The following is a 25,399-nucleotide window of genomic DNA, read 5'->3' on the forward strand; positions in this document are numbered from 1 at the left end:
TGTGTGGCTTGAACGGCTCCGATAGGTGGCCTGACCTGCAGAAACGCAATACGCAGTCAGCATCCTTTGTAAGATCATCCCGCGTATGTCTCCTGCCTGTCACGGTCAAGTAGCGGCTGAACGTGCCGTCGTCGATCGGCGCGACCACAACCTGCTCCGCCTCGATCCGCCCCGTTTGGCCCCAGCGGTGATGCAACCAGGCTCGAGATTTCGCGCTACGACTCGAACCGGTCTTATGGGATGAAATCCCTCATTATGGCTGACCTTTCCGGGCGGCCAGGCAAGTGGATTGATACGTCGCATCGGGGATGTACTGCTGCCACTCCTGGCGGGTGAACCCACGATCTGCGATGGCGCACACAGCACTGCCAAGATCGCGAGGTAACGCGACGTCCCAGATGCGCACTGTCCCGTCTTCGCCACCGCTGGCCAGTCGTTGGCCATCCGGCGAGAACGCCACCGAGTGCACGCCGCTAGTGTGGCCGGTTAGCGAGGAGCCGAGTCGTTCCCCGGTGAGGACGTCCCAGATGCGCACCGTCCCCTGCTGGTCGCCTGCGGCCAAGCGGCGCCCGTCAGGAGAGATCGCCACCGAATACACCTGGCCGGCGTCGCCGGCCAGCGAGGAGCCGACTTGTTTGCCGGTCGCCACGTCCCAGATCCGCACGGTCCCGTCGTGGGAGCCGCTGACCAGTTGGCGACCATTTGGAGAGAACACCACGGATGACACCACATCGAGATGGCCATCCAGCGGAGCGCCGACGGGTTTGCTGGTGGACACGTCCCAAATCCACACTGTTCCGTTTGCGTTGCCGTTGGCCAGTAGGCGGCCGTCTGGGGAGAACGCCACCGAACGCACAGTGCTGGCCTGGTCGTCCAGGGGAAGGCCGATGGGTTTGCCAGTCTGGAAGTCCCAGATGTGGACCGCCTGGTCCCAACCGCCGCTGGCCAGGTAGCGGCCGTCGGGAGAGAACGCCACCGACATCACCTTACCGGTGCGGTCGTCCGGCGGGGCGGCGACCGGTTTGCCGGTCGCCACATCCCAAAGCCCCACCGCGGAGCCGCCTGCGGCCAGCCGACGACTGTCCGGGGAGAACGCTACCGAGGTCACCTCGCCGACATTGGCCACCAGCAGCGAGCCAATCGGTCGGCCGGTCACCGGGTTCCAGATCCGTATATTCTCATTATTGCCTCCACTGGCCAGGTAACGGCCGTCGCGAGAGAACGCCACCGAATACACGGGGCTATACACCGAGCTTGCGTCGTCACCCAGCGGGGGGCCAAGCTGCTTACCGATTGACGCATCCCAGATCCATACGGTCTGGTCATGTCCGCCGCTGGCCAGCCGACGACCGTCTGGAGAGAACGCCACCGACTTCACTGCGCCAGTCTGGCCTGTCAGCGGGGTGCCGGTTGGCTTGCCCGTCGCAACATCCCAAATCAGGACCGTGTGGTCGTCGCTGCCGCTGGCCAGGCGACGACCGTCCCGCGAGAACACCACCGAATACACCTTGCCCGTGTGGCCATCCAGAGTGGGACCGAGTTGTTCGCCGGTGGTCACGTCCCAGAAGCGCACCCCGCCGCCGCCTGTGGCCAGGCGACCATCCGAAGAGAACGCCACCGAGAACACCCCGGTACGACCGGCCAACTGTGAGCGGGCTAGTTCACCGGCGCCCACGTCCCAGATCCGCACGCCGTCGCCGCCGCCGCTGGCTAGCCGACGACCGTCTGGAGAGAATGCCACAGATCGCACCGGGCCAGTGTGGCCGGTCAGGGGAGAGCCGATCAGTTCGCCAGTGGTCACGTCCCATATTCGGACCGTCCGATCGCCCCCTGTCGCCAGATACTGGCCGTCCGGGGAGAACGCCACCGTGGAGACCTCGTGGCGACCGGCCAGTCGGGTGCCAATCGGTTTGCTGGTGGTGACATCCCAGATCCGCACGCCGTCGCCGCAACCGGCGGCGAGCCAGCGGCCGTCCGGAGAGAACGCCACCGAGTTCACCCTGAATGCGTCGTCGCCCAAGCGGATATCGACGGATTTGCCGGTAGCGACGTCCCACAGCAGCACTCTCTTGTCGCTTCCACCGCTGGCGAGCCGACGGCCGTCTGGGGAGTACGCCACCGAATACACCGCGCTGGTGTGGCGCTTCAGGGCGGCGCGTTGGGGCCGACTTAGCAGCGCGGTCATGCTCATCAATGCTTCAGAGGTGTGGGAGATGGACCAAGCGGCAGCTGCTAGCCGCGCAGAGGTCGCCGGATCATTGGGAATGGAGCGGCTGTAGGCGGCTGTCTGTCGGGAGACGATCTGGGCGTTGCGGCTGAGCGCCAGTTCGCGTTGCTGATCGGCATCGTTGCCGAACCGGATCGCGATCACCGCAGCAATGATCGCAATCACTAGGAGTGTTACCAACGCGCCGGTCAGCCCTTGCCAGCGGCGACGATTCCAAGTTTCGGCTCGGCCGCCAGCCGCCAGAAAGGCATTGGCGACATCGGTCAAGCTGAGCGCCAGATAGCGGCCAGAGTCGGCTCGCCACCGTTTCGCCGCTGCTCGAACGTCCTCCAGCCGTGACCCGCGGTACAGGAACGCGGCGTCTCTGCCACGTTGGTCCCACTCGGCGGCGTCGTGGATCAATCGGCCATGCAGAACCCGGTCAGCCTGGTCGTCGGTGAGCCAGGCCTGTAACCGCGGCCAGGCGCTCAGCAGCACATCATGGGCGAGTTCGACCGTTGGGGTGTCCACCGTTGCCAATTTCGCTTGCGGCTCCGGTGCCGAGTCGTCTGTGCTGACTGGCGACATGGTGGTCATGAGCCGGGCGGAGGTGAACGCCTCGACCACTTGCTGAACCTGGTCACTTCGGCAGGGATTGCTCAACTCGGTCAGCTCATTCACTGTGGCGCGCCGTCGGCTGACATGCCCGTCGGAGGTGGTCACCGTCAACGCCAGAAGGATTCGCCGAGTCGCCTCGCGCAGCAGCGGATCCAGATCGCTATAGGTCTCCTCGGCAGCGTCGTTGACGGCGGAGGCGACACCCCCCGCGCGGTCGTAGCTGGCGTGTGTCAAACGTGCGCCCTCGCGGTTGTCCCAGGTGCGGACCATGGCCATCGACAGCAGTGGTAACGCACCCGTCGACCCGGAGCCGCCGGCTTTTGTCGCCGAGATACGCAAATGAGTTATGAGATCGCTCACGATCTGTTCTGCCAGACCGTCTTCCACTTGCAGTCCGGCGGCTGCTGCTGGTGCCGTGATCACGCGCCGAAGCTCGTGCTCGTCCATTGGATCCAGCACGAACATCCGCTCTTCCAGCGCGCGTGCCAGCATCCGATAGTCGGCGCAGCGGTCCATGAAGTCACCGCGTACCGCTATCACTACCGTCGCGGTCGGGAGAGCGGCGATGGCCTCCAGTGCGGCGACGAAAACCTCTGTGGACCGGTCAGCCGAGGCAAGGGCGAACATCTCCTCAAACTGGTCAACGACCATGATCAACCGCTGCGGATCGCCGCCTGCCGGGCCATACGGGGTGCGGCGAACCTGCTCGGCGATCAGAACCTCCCGGGCCGTCTGGGCGGCCTTTGCCGGATCCGCGTACAACTCGGCCAGCACCCGACCGGGGTCGGCGCCGCACCGCAGCGCCAGATGCACCGCCAGCTCATGCAACGGCTGAGGCCCGGGCGTGAACGTGACTACTGTGCCTGCTGACCAGGCTGCGGACTTACTCAGCTCTGGGAGCAGTCCGGCGTGCAGCAGCGACGACTTGCCTACCCCGGATGCACCGGTCACGATGATCGGCCCGCCACCGGTGCACGAGGTCACCATTGCCAGTAGCCGGGCGGTGGCCTGGCTCCTTCCGTAGAACACAGCCGACTGGTCGCCCTTGAATGAGGCGAGTCCTTGATAGGGGCAGCGTCCCTCCCACACCGGAGCCTGCGCCAACGGCACCGCACTCGTCGGATCTCGCGCCGTTTGCTGTTCTGAGCTCGGCAGTCGGTTGATCAGCTCGTTCAGCAGTTTGAGAATATCCAGCAGCAACGAGTCCCGCCGCTGGGCCTGAGACCGGTCCGAACGATGCTCAGCGTCCTGACGGGCCAGGGTCCGCTGAATCTCGAAGACTGTGCCCTGCAGACCGTGCAGCAGCGGAGTGAACACGACGAACTGCTCACCTAGATCGGCAAACCCCTTGGCCAATTCCCACAGCAGTCGTCCCTCAGCTTCCTCACCTTGGGCGATCGCCGCTTCGACTACGACACTGGTCGCGTCAATCCGAGCGAGTACCTGGGCCAATGTCTCGGCCAACGCGTCCGCACGCTGATCCTCCGCCGCCAAGACCTCCTCGATCCGCGCGGCGACTTCCCCTTCATCGAGCGAATCTGATGATCTGGCGCGAGTACGCGCCCGGGCGGTCTCCAGAGAGGCGAAGACGAGGTCTGACAGCACATTGGTCCCGACCGCGGAAACAACGTTGATCCCGGCCAAAGCCACAGCCAACCCTGGCTCGGCCAAAGCCAAAGGGACGAGGGCACTCGCGCACAAGCTGGCCAGCATCGCCCGAGGAGTGGCCCAGGCCGCACCGCGCGCCGACAACGCGCCAACCTGACGCGCCCAGCTACGCACACCGTCCTGAGCTGCTGCGATCTGCTCATTCGCAGACGTGCCGGGCGGTGAGGAGGAACCCTCATCATGTCCGCTCACTCGCTGCTCCTGACCACTTTGGCCACTGCGCTCACATTTCACCCAGAGAACCCGCGCTGTCGCACCATCATGGCAAGCAGTCGAAGCTCAGTGGACGTATTCGGCTATGTCGGCGCAGTTGGTATGGGATTTCGGTGAATCCCGGTAGCGGCCGCCCTCTTGGTGGCGTCGGATCTGCCGCACCTGCTGTAGGAGAGCAGAGGCCGGACCAATGGCTCACCTAATGTGAGCTGGGCGAACACCACGTACGGCCCGTATCGCCTCCATGATCATCCCGTATATGTCCCGCACTGGTTGCGACCGGCCACCACGCCGTCCGGGGAGAATACCTGACCAGGGAGAGACGCGACCGTGATCAACCAACCTCGCACAGCACGATCTGAAACTGGCGATCGTCACGGGCTGGGCAGGCTGTCGGGGAGGAATCCTCGGGCGTCAGCCGTTGCTATCTCGGTGATGAGCTGGGCGCATGGCCGATGCTGAGGCTGACTCATGGATGATCGAGGACATCGCCGCACACCTGCGGGTCAAGCCGAAAGCCGCGGACATTTATCGCTAAGGACTTGCCGAAAAATAACCCGTAGCATCCCGGGCTCCGGTTCGATGGTGTGGTATGGGCATACCGTCGGAGACCGTAGAGATGCTGGCGGCGAAGTTCGAGACGATCTTGCCGCATCTGGGTGAGCGGCAGCGCCGGCTGCTGCTGGGCGCCGAGGCGCGTGCCTTGGGACATGGCGGGATCTGGGCGGTGGCCCAGGCCGCGGGCGTGCGCGAGGCGACGGTGTCGCTCGGCATCGATGAACTGGAGGCGGGCACCGAGCCGTTGGGACGCGCGCGCCGCCCCGGCGGCGGCCGCAAACGGCTGATCGAGAACGACCCCGGGTTACGGCCGGCGCTGCTGGCCCTGGTCGAGCCGGAGGAGCGCGGGGACCCCACCTCGCCGCTGCGCTGGACCACCAAGTCCACGCGAACCCTGGCCGGCGAGCTCACCCGCCAAGGGCATCGGGTATCGGCCGATACCGTCGCGGACATCCTGCGCGCCGAAGGGTTTCGGCTGCAGGCCAACGCCAAGACGCTGGAGGGCGCCCAGCACCCGGACCGCGATGCGCAGTTTCGCTACCTCAATGAGCAGGTCCGCGCGCATCGCGATACCGGGCAGCCGGTGATCAGTGTGGACACCAAGAAAAAGGAACTGATCGGGGAGTTCAAGAACGCCGGACGCCAATGGCGGCCCAGCGGCGAGCCGGTGCCGGTGAACGTCTATGACTTCGCCGAGTCGGCAGCGGGCAAGGCAATCCCGTACGGCATCTACGACCTGGCGGCCAATACCGGCTGGGTGAATGCCGGCACCGATCACGACACCGCCGCCTTCGCCGTGGCCTCGATCCGCCGCTGGTGGACGGCTCAAGGCAGGCTCACCTATCCGCAGGCCAGCAGGTTGCTGATCACTGCCGATGGCGGCGGCGCCAACGGCTATCGCACCCGGGCCTGGAAGAGCGAGCTGGCGGCGCTGGCCGCCGAGACCGGCCTGGCCATCACCGTCTGTCACCTACCGCCGGGAACCTCGAAATGGAACAAGGTGGAGCACCGATTGTTCGCCCACATCACGATGAACTGGCGAGGCAGGCCACTGACCAGCCATGAGGTCATCGTCAACAGCATCGCCGCCACCACCACGACCACCGGACTGCGGGTGCAGGCCGCGCTCGACACCGGCTCCTACCCACTTGGCGCCCGCGTCAGCGACGCCGACCTGACCGCCCTGCCCCTGACCCGGCACGCCTTCCACGGCGAGTGGAACTACACCCTGCATCCCGGCCTCGACAGCGGCCCGGACCCCACCGGCCCTGACCACTCCGCCGACTCCAACCGGTGGGACCCGCAGATCCTGTCCGATCCCACCCTGACCGGCATGCCCCACCCGGACCTGGTCCGCCTGACCACCGACCTGCTCACCCTCGACCGACAGCGCCCGCGGATCAAACCAGGCCGGCCACCCACCATCGCGTTCACCGACCAGGTCCTGCGCACCGTGCTGCACCAACGGCTCGGGCTGGCCTTCGAACCCCTGGCCGTCCTGTTCACCACCAGCCGGACCACCGCCTACCGCACCACCTGCAGCATCGGCGAACTCCTCGACCAGCACGGCACCCACATCCCACCCGCGCCCACCCCACCAGGTCTCTTGCGCGTCCTGCACACACGCGTCCTCGCCGAAGACGTCAAAGCCGCCAACAAGATCAGACCTGCGTGTTAATAATCTGCAGGACCTTAGATGGTTGATCGGGTTTTCTGGGCAGGTGGGCGGGCGTCAGTGATCGTAAGCGATGAGGGATCGCTTACGCTCTGTGCCGATCATCCAGTTCAGCCAGATGACGGTGTTCATGGCCAGCAGTCGTTGAATGACACGGGTCCATAAGCCTGAGGGGACCCGAGCGCCGTGCCGATCCAGGCCGAGTTGGCCTTTGAGGGTCCAGTTGACCGATTCGATGCGCTGTCGCAGCCAGTTGGGGAAGTCATGGTCGGGTTCGTTCTTACGGGCGGGCCGGATCACGGTGATGCCGAATTCCTGCAGCAGGATGCCTTCGAAGGCGTGGCCGGCGAATCCCTTGTCGCAGACGTCGATGGTGCTGATGGCGCTCTGAGAACCTGACCAGAGGCGCTCGGTGAAAGTTGCCAGGTCGTTGGACTTCATACTACGGCTTTAGTTGATATTCGTCACGGATTGTGACGGCGTGTCAACATGAACGGCAGAGCAGGCCACGCTGGAATGCTTCAGCCTAGATGCTCGATGGTGACGTTGTTCCAGCGCTGTGCGAGATACGCTGCGACTAGCCGGCGGTGACAGTGGTGCGCCTTGTCTTCGCTGCAGAGCAAAACCGCGTTATTAAGCAGCTCCTGCGGGATGGTGTCTTCAATGCGACGATGCCTCATGAGTTCGAAGAAACGGTCCTCGTAGGTGGTCCAGCTGGCACCGTGCTTTTTGTAGTCGTCGAGCAAGGATTGCGTGGGCGCCAGATCGAGCCGGTGAGTGTAATTAATGCCGCAAATCTCGCTGAGTAGATATTTCAGGTCATCACGCTTTGCGAAACCCGCTAGTTGTGAGACGTTGTTCAGGCGAACATCGACGAGCGTTGTCACTTCAGCTTCACGCAACAGTCCGAAGAATCGCTCAGCGGACTTCTTTGTAAAGCCAATCGTATAGAGTTTCATCTTCTCAATGTCCCATTGGTGCGAAGTCCTCATTGATGTACGCGATCCGGCTTTCCTGGCGACGCAGGGCCTGTTCAAGGCGTTCTGGTGGTGTGAAAAGTATGTCATCTTGATCTAGGCCAAAGTTGGCCATAAGACGCCTCATCGCCCATGTGTGGCTCTCGATATGTCCGTCCCCATGGATATGATCGATAGCGACCTCGTGTTCTGCAAGCACTTTCGCGATAAGGATCGTGCGATGACAATCTAGTGGCTCTTGCTCAGTGCACATGATGGCGATCCGCTCAGTCCGTGCGCCCTTAAGGAGTCGTTCGATGCCGTTGGTGAACTGAGGGGTCCGGGCGAGGCGCCTATACTGTACTCGCCCATCGACGTAGCAGGCCGCGTCGTTCGTACGCGCTCCGAGCTCCTTGCCCAGGAATACGTACTTTATGCTGGCGTCGTACAAACTGCGCTTCACGGTATTCCGGTTGAACTGGGGAGTGAATCGACTGACGGGTATCGAGCGCACATCTGCGACCGCCGTAATTTGGTGCTGTCGTAGTAGGCCTAGGAAGGTCGAGAGGCTGTGCGTGGAGTGGCCGATTGTGAACAACGTACTAGGTGTCACGTTTTGCTACCTGTTTCGAACTTTGCTCGTTCTATAATGGCGGCAACTAGCTTGTAAGCGTAGCCATCTGTATGTATTTCGCTGAGGCTCACTGTAATGAAGGATTCGCCCAGATGGTAGAAACCATTTTGCTTGGCGAGATACTCATCCTTGTATGCTGGATCGGTCACTGTTAGTGCGTATGCAGAGCCTGTATGTCGAAAATGCGCTCTCACGACACGCTTTGGATCGCCGAATGCTGCACCAGGGACATGTACCTGCAACATCATGCGGTCTACCCGGATAAGCTTTAGGGAGTCTTCGAGAGTGGTCACTTGCTCAGTTGGCACTTGGTTATTTAAGCCGTGGAACGTGCCGAACCCGTTGATCCATAGGGTCTGGGGCCGCTGCTCGAGTGTGAGCAGTTTATCCCATCCTGCCTGACCGATCTTCCTCCAATAGCGGCCGGGATCAAGGAGCCAGTTCTCGTTCTGGTAGCCATTTGGTTGAGGCTGGAGAAGGGGCACGGAGACGATATCGAGGACACGCGGTTCTGATCCGTCTTCATATTGCCGTTCCTCCTGAGAGACCTCGTGGCCCGAGCGGGCGCTCACAGGGCGTATCCACCCTCCTTCTCCCGCCTCGACGATCCCCGCGACACATCGCCCCAAGTGCTTATAGGAGTTCGCCAGACACACGAACGTCTTGATCGTTGTCACGTGCACCCTCCAAAGATGCATCGAACCCGCGCGAAACGGTAACGCAAAGCATCGACAAGGAACAGGTCCAGCGGCCCGTCGGCAGCATCGAGCAGTTCGCTGAAGAAGTTGTTGCGTAGCTCGTCAAAGCGGCAGGAAGCTGACGTCTGGCCGTGAGCCCATGTGGGGGCAGCCGGCCCGACCGGACCGGTCATTCAGGCTGCGACTCGTCTGCCAGCGTGCGCGATACCCGGGATGTCAAGCGCGGTGGCGGCGATGGTCGGCGCAGCCAGCAGACGGCGGAACATCAGGTGTCTCCTCTCGGATGGTGCTGTTGCTGAGGACGGTCCCTCTTCGTGTACGGAAGCTGATGGCAGCCGGGGTCATCATGAAGAATCGGCCGGTTGATCGAGACGGCGAGGCCTGCTGCGAGCCGAGACTCACTACGTAGGGCCCGGGCGAGGCTGTGGGGTGCCCCGTCAGTGTTGAGCGGTTGTGTGAGAGTTAATCGTATCGTGAACTGAGTGCACAATAGATGTCCGCGTGTCGACGAGACTTGGATTATCCGTTAGAGTGCGACGCACGATCTTTGCTGGATATTCGCGGGCAGAGATCCATCTTGGCGTGCCGGTGAGGCGGTGAGTGTGGATCCACTGAAGCCCTCTGATCCTCGACAGGTCGGAGACATCATGCTGCACGGTCGGCTTGGCAGCGGGGGCATGGGTCGGGTGTTCTACGGCGTGACGCCGGACTCTGAGCCGGTGGCGTTGAAGGTCATCCGGGAGGAGTTCTTTGACAAGGCCGAGGTGCGTGAGCGGTTCGCCCGGGAGATCGACGCGTTGCGAACAGTTCAGAGCCCCTACGTGGCGGCCCTGGTGGACGCCTCCGAAGAAGAAGCCGACAAGCCGTGGCTTGCGGTCGACTACGTTCGCGGCCTGAACCTGCGCGAGTTCGTCGACTCCCAGCAGTCGCTTGGCTCGGTGGACGCGGCGGCCCTGGGAGTCGTGCTCGCCGACGCCCTCGAGGCCATTCACCAGGCGGGTCTCATCCACCGCGACCTCAAGCCAGCGAACATCCTGATGAGTGTCGACGGTCCCAAGGTCATCGATCTGGGCCTGGTCGCCTTCACTGAAGGCCCCACCGATCTCACGACCGACACGTCGATGCTCGGAACCCCGGTCTGCATGGCGCCCGAACAAGTCACAGCGCCCACGCAGGTCACCGCGGCCGCGGACGTCCACGCCCTGGGAGCGACGCTCCTGTTCGCCTTGACCAAGCACTATCCCTACGACGGTCGCCCGAACAGGGACAAGATGCTCCTTGACCTGACAAACCCAGACGTCGCTCCGGACCTGAGCGGCCTGCCGGACGGCTTCGAGCCGATTATCGCCGCGATGCTCGCCCACGACCCGGCGGCACGCCCCGATATTCCGCGGGCCAGAGCATGGTTGAGCGACCTGGCGACCGCCGGGGGGATCACCCTCGCAGTCGCGGTCCGCCATCTGGCTGTCACAACCTACATCGTGCGCGACACCGACCCCCCCGAGGTCGACCCGCCTCTGCCGAAGCGACGTGACCTCACCGAGGTGGTCGTCCCAGGCTCTGTCGTCGCCCTGCTCGCGGAGCGACTGCGCGGCACCTACGCCTGCAACGCCCGTTTCTGAGGAGATCAGTGTCCGAGACCCCGTACCCGCCCGGCGCCCGGATCCTCGTCCGGGACGCGGAGTGGATCGTCCGCACCTGCGCGCCCCTGACCTACACCCAGGGGTTCAAGGTAACGGCCATCGGATCGTCGGAGTTCGTCCGCGACGAGGACGGCGTCTTCTTCACCGACGTCGAAGACATCGAACTGATGCGTCCCGAGGACACCATCCTGGAGCAGGACAGGACCGATCACTTCGCGGCCGGACGGTTGTTCCTGGAGGCGGTCCTCCGCAGGACTCCTCTCCCGCAGACCGAGAAGGGGCTGGCTCTGTCCGACAGGTTCCTTCTGGACTCGTTGCCCTACCAGTTGCGCCCGGCGGAGCTGGCGCTGAGGGGATTGCGTCCGCGTATCCTGCTTGCCGACGTCGTCGGACTGGGCAAGACCCTGGAGATCGGTCTCATCCTCGCCGAACTGATCAGGCGAGGACGGGGTGAGCGCATCCTGGTTGTCACCCCGCAGCAGGTTTTGGAACAGTTCCAGCACGAACTGTGGACCCGCTTCTCCATTCCGCTGGTCCGTCTCGATTCGATCGGCGTCGAACGGATCCAGCGTGAGATCCCTGCGGGCCGCAATCCGTTCACCTACTACAAGCGGGTCATCATTTCCGTCGACACCCTGAAGAACGAGGGCAAGTACGGCCAGCACCTGGAGAAACTGCACTGGGACGCGGTCGTCATCGACGAGTCGCACAACCTGATGGGCGAGACCACTGCGCGCAACAGGTTGGCCAGGCTGCTGTCCCGGCGGACCGACGCCCTTCTGCTGGCCAGCGCCACCCCGCACAATGGCGACAGTAAGTCCTTCGCCGAGTTGATTCGCATGCTCGACCCGGCGGCCATCGCCAACGACGAGCGTTACTCGGCGGAGGACATCGAACATCTCTACATCCGGCGCACCAAGATCAGTCCCGAGGTTCGCGACCGCATGGGCAGCAGGTGGCCCGAGCGTGGTCCGTCGATCCCCGTCAGGTGTGCGGCGAGCCGCACCGAGGAGCGGATCTTCGATGAGTTCCGCGAAGTTTGGCTGGCCGGGGATCAGCGTGAAGGCGGCCCTGCCGTCGATCAGAAGCACCGGCTCTTCCCTTACACCCTGCTCAAGTCGTTCCTCTCCTCCCATGTGGCACTCGCCGCGACGGTCGTCAACCGAGTGCGATCGATCGATGCGGAGGACAAAAAGGCGGCCAAGGAGAAGGCCGCGCTTCGCGTAAAGCGGGACCAGGACCCCCTGGTGGAGCTGGGCAATCTGGTCAACGAACCGCCGGTCGCGCGCGGCCGGGAGCGTGATGCGCTGCTGAGTCTCGGCCGGCTGGTCTTGGAGATGACCGACGACGACTCAGCCAAGTTGACCGCGCTGACCGGACAGCTCGCGGACATCGGCGTAGCCCCCGGCAGCGCCACCCGAGTCGTGGTCTTCTCCGAGAGTGTCCCCACGCTGGAATGGCTCAAGCGGGTGCTACCCGAAAGGCTCGGCCTGACCGAGCCAGGTGCCATCGAGATCATGCATGGCGGATTCTCCGACACCGCGCAGCAGGAGATCGTCGAACGCTTCTCGCTGAGTGACAGCAAGGTCCGCCTGCTGCTCACCGGCGACGTCGCGTCCGAGGGCGTCAACCTCCACAAGCAGTGCCATCACCTGATCCACTACGACGTGCCGTGGAGCCTCATCCGCATCGAGCAGCGCAACGGCCGCATCGACCGCTATCGCCAGAAGCACAGCCCCCAGTTCAAGGCACTGATCTTGACGTCCAGCGAGGAGGATCCCCGGGAGGCTAAGGACGACCGTCTAGTCGCGGAGAAACTGCTCGCCAAGGAAGAGTCCGCGCATCACAGCCTGGGCACGGCTGAGGCGGTCACCGGCGAGTACCGGGCCGAGCGCGAGGAACGGCGACTCATTCAGGACCTGCTCGCGGGTAAGACAGTCGAGGAATCGATTGAGGCACACCCTGCGGGTGACTTCCTGGCTGGGCTGCTCGCGGGTGTGGGCGACGAGCCCGCCAACCCCGACCCGCTGCTCGCCACGGCACCGAAGTTGTTCGACAGCACCGAGGAGTTCGTCAAGGAGTCCATCAAGGAGTTGAAGCTGCTCGGGGGTCTCGAAGACGACGGTGAGATGTTCGCCTTTACACCGCCGAAGGACCTGATCCACCGGCTGTCCGCGTTGCCCGCCTCCTACCTGCGAACGCATGACATCAAGGAACGGATGAAGGTCACGTTCAACCGCGGCCTTGCGGAACGCAAGCTCGAAGAGGCCCGCAACAGCAAGACCATGTGGCCGGACATCGCCTACCTGTCCGACCTCCACCCCCTGGTCGACTGGGTCACCGACAAGGTCCTGGTCCAACTCGGCCGTCAGAAGGCCCCAGTCATGATGGCCGGCGTCACCGAGCCGACCTTCCTCATCCAGGGCATCTACTCCAACAAGCTGGGCCAGCCCACGGTCGTCGAGTGGATGGCCGTCACCGGCTCCGCCGTCCAGGACGCTGACATGGTCGAGGTTCTGAGGCGCGCCGGAGTCGGACCGCGGATGATCAATCCGGATCGTCCAGTGGACCTCGCCCCGCTGCAGGAACTGGTCAAGCCCGCCGTCGACATCGCGCGCGTTCATCTGGAAAAGCGGCGCGCACACTACGACGCGGAGGTCGTCCGTCCGCTGGAGCTCTACCGCGAACGGCTCACCGACTGGGAGCAGCTCACCCTGGACGGAGCGCGCACCAAAGCCCAGGCCGATCGCGCCCGCCGTACCGCCGACGAGCAGCGACGTCTCCTCGATTCCATGCAGACCACCGGTGAGCCGCTGCTGCGGATCCTCGCCGTACTGATTCCCCAGGGCGGGCACCAGTGAGCTTCGACTCGATCGTCAACCGCGGCGACTACTTCTCGGCCCACTACCTGGCCGAGATTCTGCCCAAGGACCTGAAGAAGAAGGACGGTCTGCTCGCCCGATGGGCCGAGGAAGAAAAGGCCGGCCGTACCACTCCGCGCAGGGGGCTGCGCGGGCTGAGCAAGCCCTACTTCGCCGACCGGCCCTTCTTCTCGGAGTTCGACGAACGGCTCCGCGAAGGCGAACCCCTCAATCCGGATGACGTGGCCGAGTGGCGCAAAGAGCTGAATGAACTGCACGGCGACATCCTCCGCGCGCTCGGCTACGAAGCGCAGCCCCGCGAGCTGATAGTCGAACGGGCAGGCCGGGAGCACACCGTCCACGTCGCCCACGCCGACCGGCACCTTGCCGCAATCGAATGCGGCTGGGCCTCCACTGCGGAGGCCGCCATCGCCGGCGAACTCCTCGCCCCCGTCCAACTCGACAACCGCGAACAGATCACCGCCGCGACGAAGCTCGCCTCGTGGCTGCTCAACAGCGACATCGGGCTGCGCTACGTGCTCATCCTCGCCGGGGGAGTGGTCATCCTCGCCGACCGGGCGACCTGGGGTGACGGCCGCTACCTGGCCGTCAACCTCGACGTGGCGCTGAGCCGGAACAACCAGGCGGAGCTAGAGCTCATCGCGGCGCTCTTCGGCGCGGACTCACTGCTGCCTCCGGAGGAGGGCGGCTCCGACCGGCTCACCGAGCTGCTGTCCAACTCCCGCCAGCACGCAGTCGGCGTGGACAGGGAACTACGCAAAGGCATCCAGGCGTCCGTCGAGCTGATCGCCAATGAGGTGCTCAACCGGATCCGCCAGGCGAAGCGGCCCTCCGAGAACGGCATGGTCCCGGTCCAGCCTGAGGACATCATGGAGCCCGGAGCCCTGGCCAAGGAGCTGGGCCGCGAGGCACTGCGCTACCTCTACCGGATCCTGTTCCTCCTCTACGCCGAGGCCCGGCCGGAGCTCGGCATCCTCCCCACTGACGACGAAGACTACGGCAAGGGCTACAGCCTGGCCCGGCTCGGCGACCTCGTGGTGCGCGACCTGGTGGGGGAGGAGGCCAAGCAATCCTTCCACCTGTACGAGTCACTAGACCTGCTCTTCCGCATGGTCAACCAGGGGCACCGGGCACGGGCCGGAACCGTCGAGGAGACCTCCGAAGGGGAGGGGCTGCGCTTCGAACCGCTGCGCTCCGACCTGTTCGAACCGTCGAAAACCAAGCTGATCGGCCGGGACGCGATCCTGGTTCCCGGCTACAGCAAGTACGATCCGGACGCGCCGAGGATCGACACCCGGCTGCGCAACGAAGTCCTCTACCGGGTCCTGCGCAACCTTATGCTGACCAAGGGCAAGAAGAACGAGCGCGGCGGCTTCATCTCCTACGCCCAGCTCGGCATCAACCAGCTCGGCGCGGTGTACGAGGGCCTGATGGCCTACACCGGGTTCATCTCCATCGAGGAGCTCTACGAAGTCGCGAAGAAGGGCGACGGCGAGGGCGGCACCTGGACCATCCCGGCGTCGAAGATCGACGACTACCCCGACGACGTCAAGGTCTACAACCCCGACACTGGCGGGCTCAAGCATCACGCGAAGGGCGCGTTCGTCTACCGCCTCGCCGGCCGCGACCGGCAGACCAGCGCCTCCTACTACACTCCCGAGTCGCTGACTCAGGTCACGGTCGAGTTGGCCCTCAAGCATCGCCTGGATCAGGACGGCGCGACCACCACGGCCCAGGAGATTCTCGGCTGGAAGATCTGCGAGCCCGCCCTCGGCTCGGGCGCCTTCCTCAACGAGGCGATCAACCAGGTGGCCACCGAGTACCTGAAGCGGCGCCAGCGCGAACTGGGCGTCGACATCGACCCGGAACAGTACGAGGAGGAGTGGCAGAAGGCCAAGGCGTACATCGCCCTGCACAACTCCTACGGCGTCGACCTCAACGAGACCGCGATCGAGCTGGCCGAGGTCTCCCTCTGGCTGAACGTCATGCACCCCGGGCTCCAGGCACCATGGTTCGGCCTGCACCTGCGGCGAGGCAACTCGCTCATCGGCGCGGGGCGACGCCTGTACGGCCCGGCGGCGCTGACCAAGGGGGAGTGGCTCAAGACGGCCCCTGAGGATCTGCCGTTCTCCGCGGGAGAGCTGCCGGAGGGGAAGGCCCATCACTTCCTGCTGCCCGCTGAGGGATGGGGGGCCGTCGCAGGGGCCAAGGAGGCGAAGGAGCTCGCTCCCGACCAGGCCAAGCAGCTCGCGGCCTGGGGGAAGAAGATCCGGGGCAAGGTCTCCGAGAAGCGGAGGCAGGGGCAGAAGCTCACGCAGTTGCAACGGCTCCAGGCGCTGTCCGGGCGGGCCGAATACCTGTGGGGCCTGGTCGTCCAACGCTTGAGCATCTCCGAGCGGGAGATCAGCCGCAAGATCGACGTCTGGGGCGCGGACTGGATCGAGCAACCCGCTGACGCGGTGAAGAAGGAGAAGATCTACGGCGATCTGGTCGCACCCGGTACGCCGTACTGGCGGCTGAAGACCGTCATGGACGCCTGGTGCGCTCTGTGGTTCTGGCCGCTGGACCGTGTCGGGCTGCTCGATGGTTCCGACGACGTTTATGTGCGGCTGGCGCCGGCGATCCCTGCTGCAGCCGAGAGCCTTCCGCAGTCCATTGACGTGCGACTTCCGGAGATCGAGGAGTCGATCGGGTTTCGGTTCGAGGCCCAGGAGCCGCTGTTTCCTGTGGGGGACGAGCAGCTCGGCTTGGACGGGCTCGCTCAGGAGATCAAGGAATTCAGGACGAACCGTCGGAAGCCCGCTCGCAAGCGCACGGCCCTTGAACCCCTTCGGCCGGTCATCCCGCTCGCCGACCTCGACGACTGGCTGGACTTCGCCGAGGCGGTGCTCGGGCGAGTGGACATCGATTACGGCGAGACGGGAGACCAGCAGGGTCTGGCGACGACGTTCACGACGCTCGACGAGATGGAGCACCACGAGGACGACATCGTCACATGGATGCGGATGGAGTCCGCGGACAAGATCGCGGAGCGGTTCCCGTGGCTGCATACCGTCGAGGTGATCGCGCGGGAACAGGGATTCTTCCACTGGGAGCTCCAGTTCGCCCAGATCTTCAACCGAGGTGGCTTCGACCTGCAGGTCGGTAACCCGCCGTGGGTGCGTCCGCGCTGGGATGAGCCGGGTGTGCTGGCCGAGTTCGAACCGTGGTTCGAGCTTGAGGAGAAGGCGTCCACGGCGGAGAAGGAGCGGCGGCGGGCGGAGCTTCTCGCGCGACCGTCGGCCCGACGGTACGTGCTCGGAGAGCTGACGAACATCAATGGGCAGGTTGCGCTGTTTGGGTCGCAACAGGCGTATCCCCTGATCGTCGGAACTCAGCCCGACCTGTATCGGGCGTTCATGTGCCAGGTGTGGGCGCATGCCAGTCCTGCTGGAACGATCGGGCTGGTACATCCTGACACGCACTTCACCGGCGATAAGGAAGGGGCTCTTCGGGAGGCCGCCTATCAGAGGCTTCGCATCCATGGTGACTTCGTTAACTCCGGACAACGGTTCTTTCCTCGGCCCGTGGGAGATACCGCTCACTTCGGGGTTCACATCTATGGCAGTTCTAAGGAGATCGGGTTCGATCACCTCTCGTGGCTGGTGTCGGCCGATGCCTTGCGGCTCTCCGGTGATCATGATGGTTCGGGCGAGGTTCCAGGCATTCGGTACCGAAACGCTGAGTTCGATGAGAGGCCGCATCGGGCGCGCGTCATCAGAGTCGACACGGATCTGCTCTCTGTATGGCGGCGGCTTCTGAACGATGAGAACCAGCCCATCGGCCAGGCGCGTCTTCTCTTCCCGGTGAGTACAGAAGAAGCCTCGGCCATCGCGGCACTGGCCGATTACCCAACCCGACTCGGCTCCTTGGAGCCGCAGATTTCATCGGGCTACCACGAGAGTGGGTCGAAAAAGGACAACCTGATCGACTACAACCGTCCTGATTCATCTACTGGTCAGGAGTTCCAGCCGGACACCTGGCGCAGGGTGATCTTGAAGGGCCCGCAGTTGAGCGTCGCCACTCCGGTGTTCAAGCGGCACGACGCCAACAGCAACGATCCGTACGGAGTCGACCTGGTCAATCTTCCGCCAGACTTTGTTCCCGATACCGCGTATGTGCGAGCAAAGGACCGCAGTTCGGCTTACTTGGCCGCGCAGGATCGCTGGATCGATCATGTTGCTCTGAGTCGACTCCGTTCGGACCCGAAGGCGATCGCTCGGGCGCGGAGACAGCTCGCGAAGGCCGAGGGCAGCGATGCGGGGAACGCTGACCAGGGCAAGATTGAACAACTCCTCGTAGAACGGGCACGACGCAGGTATACGGCCTTCTACCGTCTGGCGTGGCGTCGTATGATCGCATCAAATACTGAACGAGCTCTGTATCCGGCTCTGATTCCGCCTGGCGCAGCTCATATCGATAATGTGTATTGCCTGGCCATGCCCAGACTGCGCCATACCGTGCTAGTGGCTGGTTTCTGGTCGGGCCTGCCGTTGGACTACTTTCTCCGCGCAACAGGGCGAACTAATCTTTTGGTTGCGGCGGCTCGGGTGATGCCCGCCCCCGATCGTGACCACGCGCTCGCTTCTGCCTTGCTCTTGCGTACGCTGCGGCTGAACTGCCTTACCAGCGCCTATGCCGACCTATGGGCCAGGCTATTCGATCCTGCCTGGGCTAGCCATGAAGCCTGGGCCTGTGAATGGCCCGGCCTGCAACCGCTTCACGAGGTCGCCGCCGACTGGCAGGCTTCAACACCGCTGCGAACCGAACGCGCCCGGCGCTCGGCGTTGGTCGAGATCGATGCCCTGGTTGCGGTCTGGCTAGGTATGGATGCCGATGCCTTGATCGCCGCATACCGGGGCCGATTCCCCGTGCTCCAGAAATACGAGGCGGTGACATGGTTCGACGCCGACGGCCACAAGCTCGCTGGGAACGCTCGCACGATTGGCCAGCGCCAAACCAAGGAGACCTGGGCACAGTTCGAGGCATACCAGGAAGCACCGGAATCCGCTCCCGCCCCCGACGGCTACACCGCGCCCTTCTACAAGGCCGACCGAGAAGCCGAATACCGCCAAGCTCACGCCGCATTCTCCGAGCGGCTTCGCCGGGCGCAAGCCATACAGGAAACCAAGGACGGTGAGGTGTGAAGCCGACGCTCGCCGCTGACGAGCTCCAGCGGAACCTGACCCAGTACCTCACCACGACCTTCGCCCTCGCCGAGAAACCTGTCAGGGAGGCCCTGGAGCGGTTCCTCAACCACCCCGAGCAGGGCATCTTCCGCGGACCGTACCTGCGGATCCGTACTCCGTTCCAAACCGCTGCGCCGGGCTGGGACGACTGCCTGGAGTGGAAGCCACCGGGGAAGTGGACCCCGTACCGGCACCAGGCGAAAGCGTTCCGCCGCCTCAGCACTCTCCGCAAGACCGCCGAGCCGACGCTGATCACGACCGGCACCGGTTCCGGCAAGACCGAGTCGTTCCTCGTCCCGATCCTCGATCACTGCCGCAGGGAGAAGCGCCGGGAGCAGTACGGGGTGAAGGCCGTGCTGCTCTACCCCATGAACGCCCTGGCCACCGACCAGGCCCATCGGCTCAACGACTACCTCGGCCAGCCCGACCTGCAGGACGTCACCGCCGCCCTCTACATCGGCGACACCCCCGAGGTCGGCTACAAGCACGTGATGACCCGGCGCGAGGAGATCCGCCGCAACCCGCCGGACATCCTCATCACCAACTACAAGATGCTGGACCTGCTCCTCCAGCGAGTCGACGACCTTCCGCTGTGGAGGGACGTCGACCTGGCGTACGTGGTGGTCGACGAGTTCCACACCTACGACGGCGCGCAGGGCACCGACGTGGCCATGCTGCTGCGTCGCCTCGCCGCGGCCACCGGGCACTCGCGGCCGGGGAAACCTCTCGGCGACATCTGCCCGGTCGCCACCTCTGCGACCCTGGGCGAGAGCAGCGGTAACGGCCTCATTCGCCAAGCCGCCGAGCAGGTCTTCGGCACGCCGTTCCGCGAGGACGCCGTGATCGGCGAGGACCGCCTTACCGCCGAGGAGTTCATCGGAGAGATCGATGTGACGCTTCCCCTGCCCGGCCCGCAGGACCTGGCGTTGCTCGGTGACCCGCTGCGTGACCCCGGCGCGATGGATCAGATCGCCGCTGCCGTCACCGGCAGGAATGGCCTCAGCTCGCAGGAACTGGGCAGGATCCTCAAGACGCACATTCTCACCCAGGCCGTGCTCGACCTGCTCAGCGGCGGCCCGGCGACGCTGGAGGAGATGCTCGAACTCTTGCCGCGCCGAGGCGCATACAACTGGGGTCAGGCCATCCGGAAGTCCCCTGCCCAGGCCGCGACCGCGTTGGCCCGCTTCATCGCGCTGCTGTCGGCGGCGAAGAACCCCGATGACCCCCAGCGGTCACTCCTGCACATTGAGACGCACATCTGGGTGCGCGCCGTATCGCGACTGTTGCGCTTGGTCGACCACCGCCCGGCGTTCGCGTGGGTGGGCGAGTTGCCCGTCCTGGACACCGACTCGACGTTCAACGTGCTCGGCAAGAACCTCCTGCCATCGGTCTACTGCCGCCACTGCGGCCGCTCAGGGTGGGCTGCGTTCTCTCCTGAAAGGGACCCCGCCGAGCTGATCACCAGCCCGGACAAGATCTACCAGGCCGCCGTGGGATCGGAGAAGAAACGCGTCCGTCCGCTGCTGGTGGCCACCCGGAGCGAGGTGGAGGGCAGGACGGCAGGTGTGATGGTGTTCACCGGCGACCGGGTACGCCCCCTCGATCCCGCAAAGGACACCTACGGCGAAGGCGACAACGTCTTCGTCCTGGCCGACCTGCGCACTGAGGCCGAGGCCAACCGCGCCGCCGAAGCCGACCGCTGCCCGGCCTGCAACATGGACCAGGGCATCCGCTTCCTCGGCGCGGGCTTGGCGTCGCTCGCCTCGGTGACCATCACCCAGCTGTTCGCCGGCAACCAGCTCGACCGGAACCAGCGCAAGACCCTGCTGTTCAACGACTCCGTCCAGGACGCGGCCCACCGCGCGGGATTCGTCGCCAACCGCTCCTACGCCTTCTCGCTGCGCCGTCTGCTCGCCTCACGACTCGACCCCGAGGTGCCGACACTGCTCAACGACCTGGTCGCCGACCTGATCGCGGCGGCCAGTGAGCGCGAGGTGCTTCCGTCGGTGGTCCCGCCCGACCTGCACGACCGCGACGAGATCGATGCCATCCTGTCCGGCGAGACCAGTGGTTCCGCAGCGGCGTGGGACCTCATCGGGGAACGCCTGGCGTTCGCCGCCGTCATGGAGATGGGACTGCGCTCACGGCAGGGCCGTACCCTCGAACTCACCCACACTGCCGCCGCCGACGTCGTGCTGCCCGATCCCGAGAGACTCACCGCGCTCGCCCGCGACAAGCACCTAGAGGTGCAGGGGGTGATCGAGCTCGCCGCCGATGACCGCTATCTGGCCTATCTCCGGGGGCTGCTAGAACGGCTCCGCACTCGCGGCGCGATCAAGCACGTTTGGCTGGACCGGTGGATCGGCGTGGCAGGGACCAAACGCTACACGGCGATCTGGGGGAAGCGTCCAGAGGGTATGCCTGCCTTCCCCCGCGGCCTGTCAGCCCCTACGTTCCTGCTCGACCGCAAGAAGACCGGCTCCGAGTTCGACCGTATCGACGCCGACCAGGGCTGGTATCAGGACTGGACGGCGCGCTGCCTCGGCCTGGGCAGGGGCGCGGCGGGTGACTACCTGGCCCGGATCCTGCCCGTGCTGGCCGCCGAAGGCGTTGTGTCGGCCCGCACCGCCGACGATGGCCTCACCCGCGTCTACGGCCTACAGCCCGGCCACATCCAGGTTCGGCTGCTGGACAATGCGCAGGCCGACCAGGCAGGTGTCGCTTGCGACACCTGCGCCTGGGAGCAGACCGTCCACCCCGACCTCATCGACGACTGGCACGGTCACCCCTGCCCCCGCTACCGCTGCACCGGCAGTCTCACCCAGCGGGCCGACACCGACTACCGGCGCGACTACTACCGGCAGCTCTACCTCGGCCGCGAAGGCGCCTTCCGCGTCGTCACAGCCGAGCACACCGGGGCACTCAGCCGCAAGCAACGCGAACAGGTCGAGCAGCGCTTCCGCGACGGCGACCGCTATAACGACCCCAACGTGCTGGCCTGCACCCCCACCTTGGAGCTGGGCATCGACATCGGCGACCTGTCCGCCGTCGTCCTCGCCTCCCTCCCGCCCGGCCCCGCCAACTACGTGCAGCGGGTCGGCCGGGCAGGCCGCCGCACCGGCAACGCATTTCTGGTCACCCTGGTCGGCCGCGCACCCCGCGACCTGTACTTCCTCGGCGAACCGCGCGACATGATCGCGGGCGAGATCATCCCGCCGGGCAGCTACCTCAAGGCGGTAGAGATCCTCCGCCGGCAATACGTCGCCCACCTGGTCGACCTGTGCGCCCGCGGACGTCTCCCCGACGCGGCACCGCTACCCCGGCGCGCCTCCGCCCTGTTCGGCGACACTGGCTGGCTGGAGGCGTTCTCGGCGGCTGCTCTGCGCAACGGGTCCAGCCTCGTGGCGGAATTCCTCGGCCTGTTCGATGCGACGGTCGCCGATAGTGTCGCCGCCGCGGAGCTCCGCGAGTTCGCCACCAGAGGGCTTGCCCAGGACATCAAGGAAGCGGCGCTGACCTGGGACGAGCGACTGGCCGATCTCCGGGACCGGCTGGCAGCCATCGAGACGGCAATCAAACCCCTCGTGGAATCCGACCCCATTCAGTGGGCTCAGAAACGTGCGCTGCGAGCTGAAGGCCGCGGCATCGCCAAACGCATCAGCGAGATCGGCAGAGAGAATGCCCAAAGCGCCCTCGTCGAGCTCGGGCTGTTGCCCAACTACTCGCTGATCGACTCAACGACCAGCCTGGAGGCCACCCTCACGTGGGAGGACGAATCCCCGAACGCCGCCGCCCGCTATCACAGCGAGGTGCGTGAATACCCGCGTCCGGCCCGGCTCGCGCTCACCGAACTCGCCCCCGGCAATTCCTTCTACATGCAGGGCTACCAGCACCAGGTCACCGGCCTAGACATAGGAACCCCCGCTAGGCCCGCCTGGCAACACTGGCGGGTCTGCCCTGACTGCGGCTACGTGCGCACCACGCTGGCGGCCGAGGACACGAGCCGGTGCCCACGTTGCGACAACAGGGCGATCGGCGACCGCGAATGCCTGTACGGCGTGCTCCGCCCTACCCGCGTCACCTCCTACGACCGCAGGGACGACGCGCAGATCCGCGACGACCACGACGACCGGCAGCGCCGCTATTACGAACAGGCAGTCGCGATCGACATCGAACCTGCCGACATTGAGCACGGCTCCTGGCGTCACGCCAAGACGACCTTCGGCGTCGACTTCACCCGCAAGGCGATCATCCGCCGGTTCAATCTGGGCACCACCCGCCACGACCGGCCCGCCACCGGCAGGTTCGCGGGGGAGGACGTCCGGCTCAACCCCTTCTACACCTGCCCGGCCTGTGGCGGCACGAGCTGGGACGGGCCTCCGGCCATGGTCACCACCATCGGGCCGATAGCCTCCTCGTTCGCCGACCCCTCCCGCAAGCACCACCGGCAATGGTGCCCCCACCGGCGGGCTTCGGAACACGTCGAGCACGTCAAGCTAATACTCGCCCACGAACTGGAGACCGAGGCGCTGCGCATCCTGCTGCCCGTCGCCACGCTGCTGATCGAGGAGCGGATGGCCTCGTTCGAAGCCGCGCTGATGGCAGGCGTCGCAGCGTGCTACGGCGGCGACCCTTCTCATCTCGCCATCGTCACGGCCACCATGCCTGACCCGGACACCGGTCGGCAGCGACGTTTCCTCGTCCTGCACGACACTCTTCCGCGAGGTACCGGCTACCTCCAGCGCTTGTCCGATCATGAGGAGTTCCACCAGGTGCTGACGGCGGCGTTCGACATCGTCGCCACCTGTGTCTGCGCCACCGACCCGAACAAGGCGGCCTGTCACAGGTGCCTGCTTTCGCACGTGCCCGGCAGCAAGTACGACAAGGTCAGCAGGGCCGAGGCGTTCACCATGCTGAAGGATCTGCTGGAGGGCTGGAAGACCAAGCCCGTCGCCACCACTGACGCGATCTCGTTGTGGGACCAGGTGGAAAGCGAACTGGAGGCCCGATTCCTGGGAGGCCTGGAAGCGTGGGCCCGCCAGGCGGACACTCCCGGCACGCTCGCTCGTGGCGGTCACGTCAACGGCAAACGGGTCGCCGACCTGCGTATCGAGGGCCCCGGCGGAGCGATCGTGCACTGGCAGATGATCCTGCAGAACACCATCAGGGAAACCCGCCCCGATGTGCTGTTCCGCCGTCTCGACGACGCTCCTCTGGAGGTCGCGGTCTACCTCGACGGCTACAGCTACCATGCCGCACCCGACAAGAACCGCCTCGCGGGCGACGCCGCGAAGCGGACCATGCTGCGCGCGCACGGGCGCGTCGTATTCCAGCTCACGTGGGACGACATCGACGAATGGGAACGGCGCGGCTTCGGACCCGTCCCGGCGGGCGAACCGATCCGAGCCCCCTACCAAGGGAACGCCCGGACCGCCGCGCGGCAGACCTACCAGCAGTTCAGCCCCGGACGCGACCCCGACGAACTGGTCCGCACCATGTGGACCAACCCCATCGACACGTTGCTGGCGTTCCTCGGCAACCCGGACATGGAGCTGTGGCTCAGACGTGCCGAAGCCGTGACAGCCGGCCTCCTGCGCCTAGCCCAGGCGCCATCGGTCAGCGGGCCCGATGGCGTCCCTGAACGGCTGACTGCCGCGCTGCGCGGTGAGCCGCTGCCTGCTTCTCTCCCCGGAAAGCTGGCCATCATAAGGGCCTCGGACAGCGATGGCTGCCTCGTCGCGGTGGTGGTCGACCAGCGATCCGGATACGCCTGGACGGCGTTCGTGGTCATCGACGACACCAGGGCGACGATCGTCGCGGATGAGCCGGCGCACAGGAAACGCTGGGCTGCCTGGCTCTATTGGGGCAACATCCTGCAGTTCCTTGACGCGGGAGCGGGGGATGGCGGCCAGCTCGCGCTCACGGGACTGGACGCGTTCGATCCCTCTCTGCTCGCGGCGGCGGGCGGCGCAGGCCTCCTGTCTGCGTTGAGTCTGCTGCCGCTGGACGAGGACCTCCAGGATGACGACGGCACACAGGAGAGCACGTCCGGCACTCGAACCGTGCCCGCGCAGCGGAAACCCGAGGCCGCGCCTGCCGCACCTAAGGAGAGCGACACAGGGTGGGAAAGGGTCTACGACCTGCTCGATCCGGAGGAGCCTGGCCTGGCTGAGTTCGTGCGTCTCCTCGCGGATCTCGGGGTGCCCGCTCCTGCCGTCGATGATGTCGGATTCGAGCTGGGTGACCAGGCATGGCAGGCCGAAATCGCCTGGCCGGGCGTAAAGGCAGGCATCGTGCTCGCCGGAGACGACAATGAGGCGCGCAAGCGGAACGCGGCATACGCGGACGCCGGATGGGACGTACGCGCCATACAGGGCTGGACTCCGCAGGAGCTGGCGGACCGGATCGGAGGACGGTGAC

9 protein-coding genes and 1 pseudogene are annotated in these 25,399 nt (G+C 65.2%); 5 read left to right on the forward strand and 5 right to left on the reverse strand.

The window, feature by feature from the left end:
• Positions 1–253: 253 nt before the first annotated feature.
• On the reverse strand, positions 254–4,537 hold the full coding sequence (locus V5E28_RS46310) for an nSTAND1 domain-containing NTPase (protein WP_336216687.1): 4,284 nt from the start codon (positions 4,535–4,537) through the stop codon (positions 254–256).
• Between the two features lie 760 nt (positions 4,538–5,297).
• Here V5E28_RS46310 and V5E28_RS46315 point away from each other — a divergent pair.
• The gene (locus V5E28_RS46315; RefSeq protein WP_336216688.1) at positions 5,298–6,941 is read left to right on the forward strand and encodes an ISAzo13 family transposase; all 1,644 of its coding nucleotides are present in this window, start codon (positions 5,298–5,300) and stop codon (positions 6,939–6,941) included.
• 54 nt (positions 6,942–6,995) lie between these two features.
• Here V5E28_RS46315 and V5E28_RS46320 read toward each other — a convergent pair.
• From V5E28_RS46320 to V5E28_RS46335, 4 genes and pseudogenes are all read right to left on the reverse strand, one after another.
• A pseudogene (locus tag V5E28_RS46320) lies at positions 6,996–7,304 on the reverse strand (IS982 family transposase); the annotation flags it as partial.
• 155 nt (positions 7,305–7,459) lie between these two features.
• Positions 7,460–7,897: a DUF488 domain-containing protein gene (locus tag V5E28_RS46325; protein ID WP_336216691.1), complete on the reverse strand. Its 438-nt coding sequence runs from the start codon at positions 7,895–7,897 to the stop codon at positions 7,460–7,462.
• A gap of 4 nt (positions 7,898–7,901) precedes the next feature.
• Positions 7,902–8,507 (reverse strand): DUF488 domain-containing protein, encoded by a 606-nt coding sequence (locus tag V5E28_RS46330; RefSeq protein WP_336216692.1) that lies wholly within the window; start codon positions 8,505–8,507, stop codon positions 7,902–7,904.
• On the reverse strand, positions 8,504–9,205 hold the full coding sequence (locus V5E28_RS46335) for a dual OB domain-containing protein (protein WP_336216693.1): 702 nt from the start codon (positions 9,203–9,205) through the stop codon (positions 8,504–8,506). Before V5E28_RS46335 ends, V5E28_RS46330 begins: the two co-directional genes overlap by 4 nt.
• A gap of 623 nt (positions 9,206–9,828) precedes the next feature.
• Here V5E28_RS46335 and V5E28_RS46340 point away from each other — a divergent pair.
• From V5E28_RS46340 to V5E28_RS46355, 4 genes are all read left to right on the forward strand, one after another.
• Positions 9,829–10,848 (forward strand): serine/threonine-protein kinase, encoded by a 1,020-nt coding sequence (locus V5E28_RS46340; protein ID WP_336216694.1) that lies wholly within the window; start codon positions 9,829–9,831, stop codon positions 10,846–10,848.
• A gap of 335 nt (positions 10,849–11,183) precedes the next feature.
• Positions 11,184–13,730, forward strand: coding sequence for a DEAD/DEAH box helicase (locus V5E28_RS46345; RefSeq protein WP_336216696.1), 2,547 nt, complete (start codon positions 11,184–11,186; stop codon positions 13,728–13,730).
• Positions 13,727–18,937, forward strand: a complete 5,211-nt coding sequence (locus V5E28_RS46350; RefSeq protein WP_336216697.1) for a class I SAM-dependent DNA methyltransferase — start codon at positions 13,727–13,729, stop codon at positions 18,935–18,937. The genes V5E28_RS46345 and V5E28_RS46350 overlap by 4 nt, the downstream gene beginning before the upstream one ends.
• Positions 18,934–25,398, forward strand: a complete 6,465-nt coding sequence (locus V5E28_RS46355) for a DEAD/DEAH box helicase (protein ID WP_336216699.1) — start codon at positions 18,934–18,936, stop codon at positions 25,396–25,398. Before V5E28_RS46350 ends, V5E28_RS46355 begins: the two co-directional genes overlap by 4 nt.
• Position 25,399: the final 1 nt, after the last annotated feature.

The sequence above is a fragment of the Nonomuraea sp. LPB2021202275-12-8 genome (assembly GCF_037044575.1).
Taxonomy (GTDB): domain Bacteria; phylum Actinomycetota; class Actinomycetes; order Streptosporangiales; family Streptosporangiaceae; genus Nonomuraea.

Excerpts from the sequence above, each read along its gene's own strand:
- V5E28_RS46310 (WP_336216687.1), bottom strand. The coding sequence starts at position 4,537 with ATGCTGGCCAGCTTGTGCGCGAGTGCCCTCGTCCCTTTGGCTTTGGCC.
- V5E28_RS46315 (WP_336216688.1), top strand. The coding sequence starts at position 5,298 with ATGGGCATACCGTCGGAGACCGTAGAGATGCTGGCGGCGAAGTTCGAG.
- V5E28_RS46325 (WP_336216691.1), bottom strand. The coding sequence starts at position 7,897 with ATGAAACTCTATACGATTGGCTTTACAAAGAAGTCCGCTGAGCGATTC.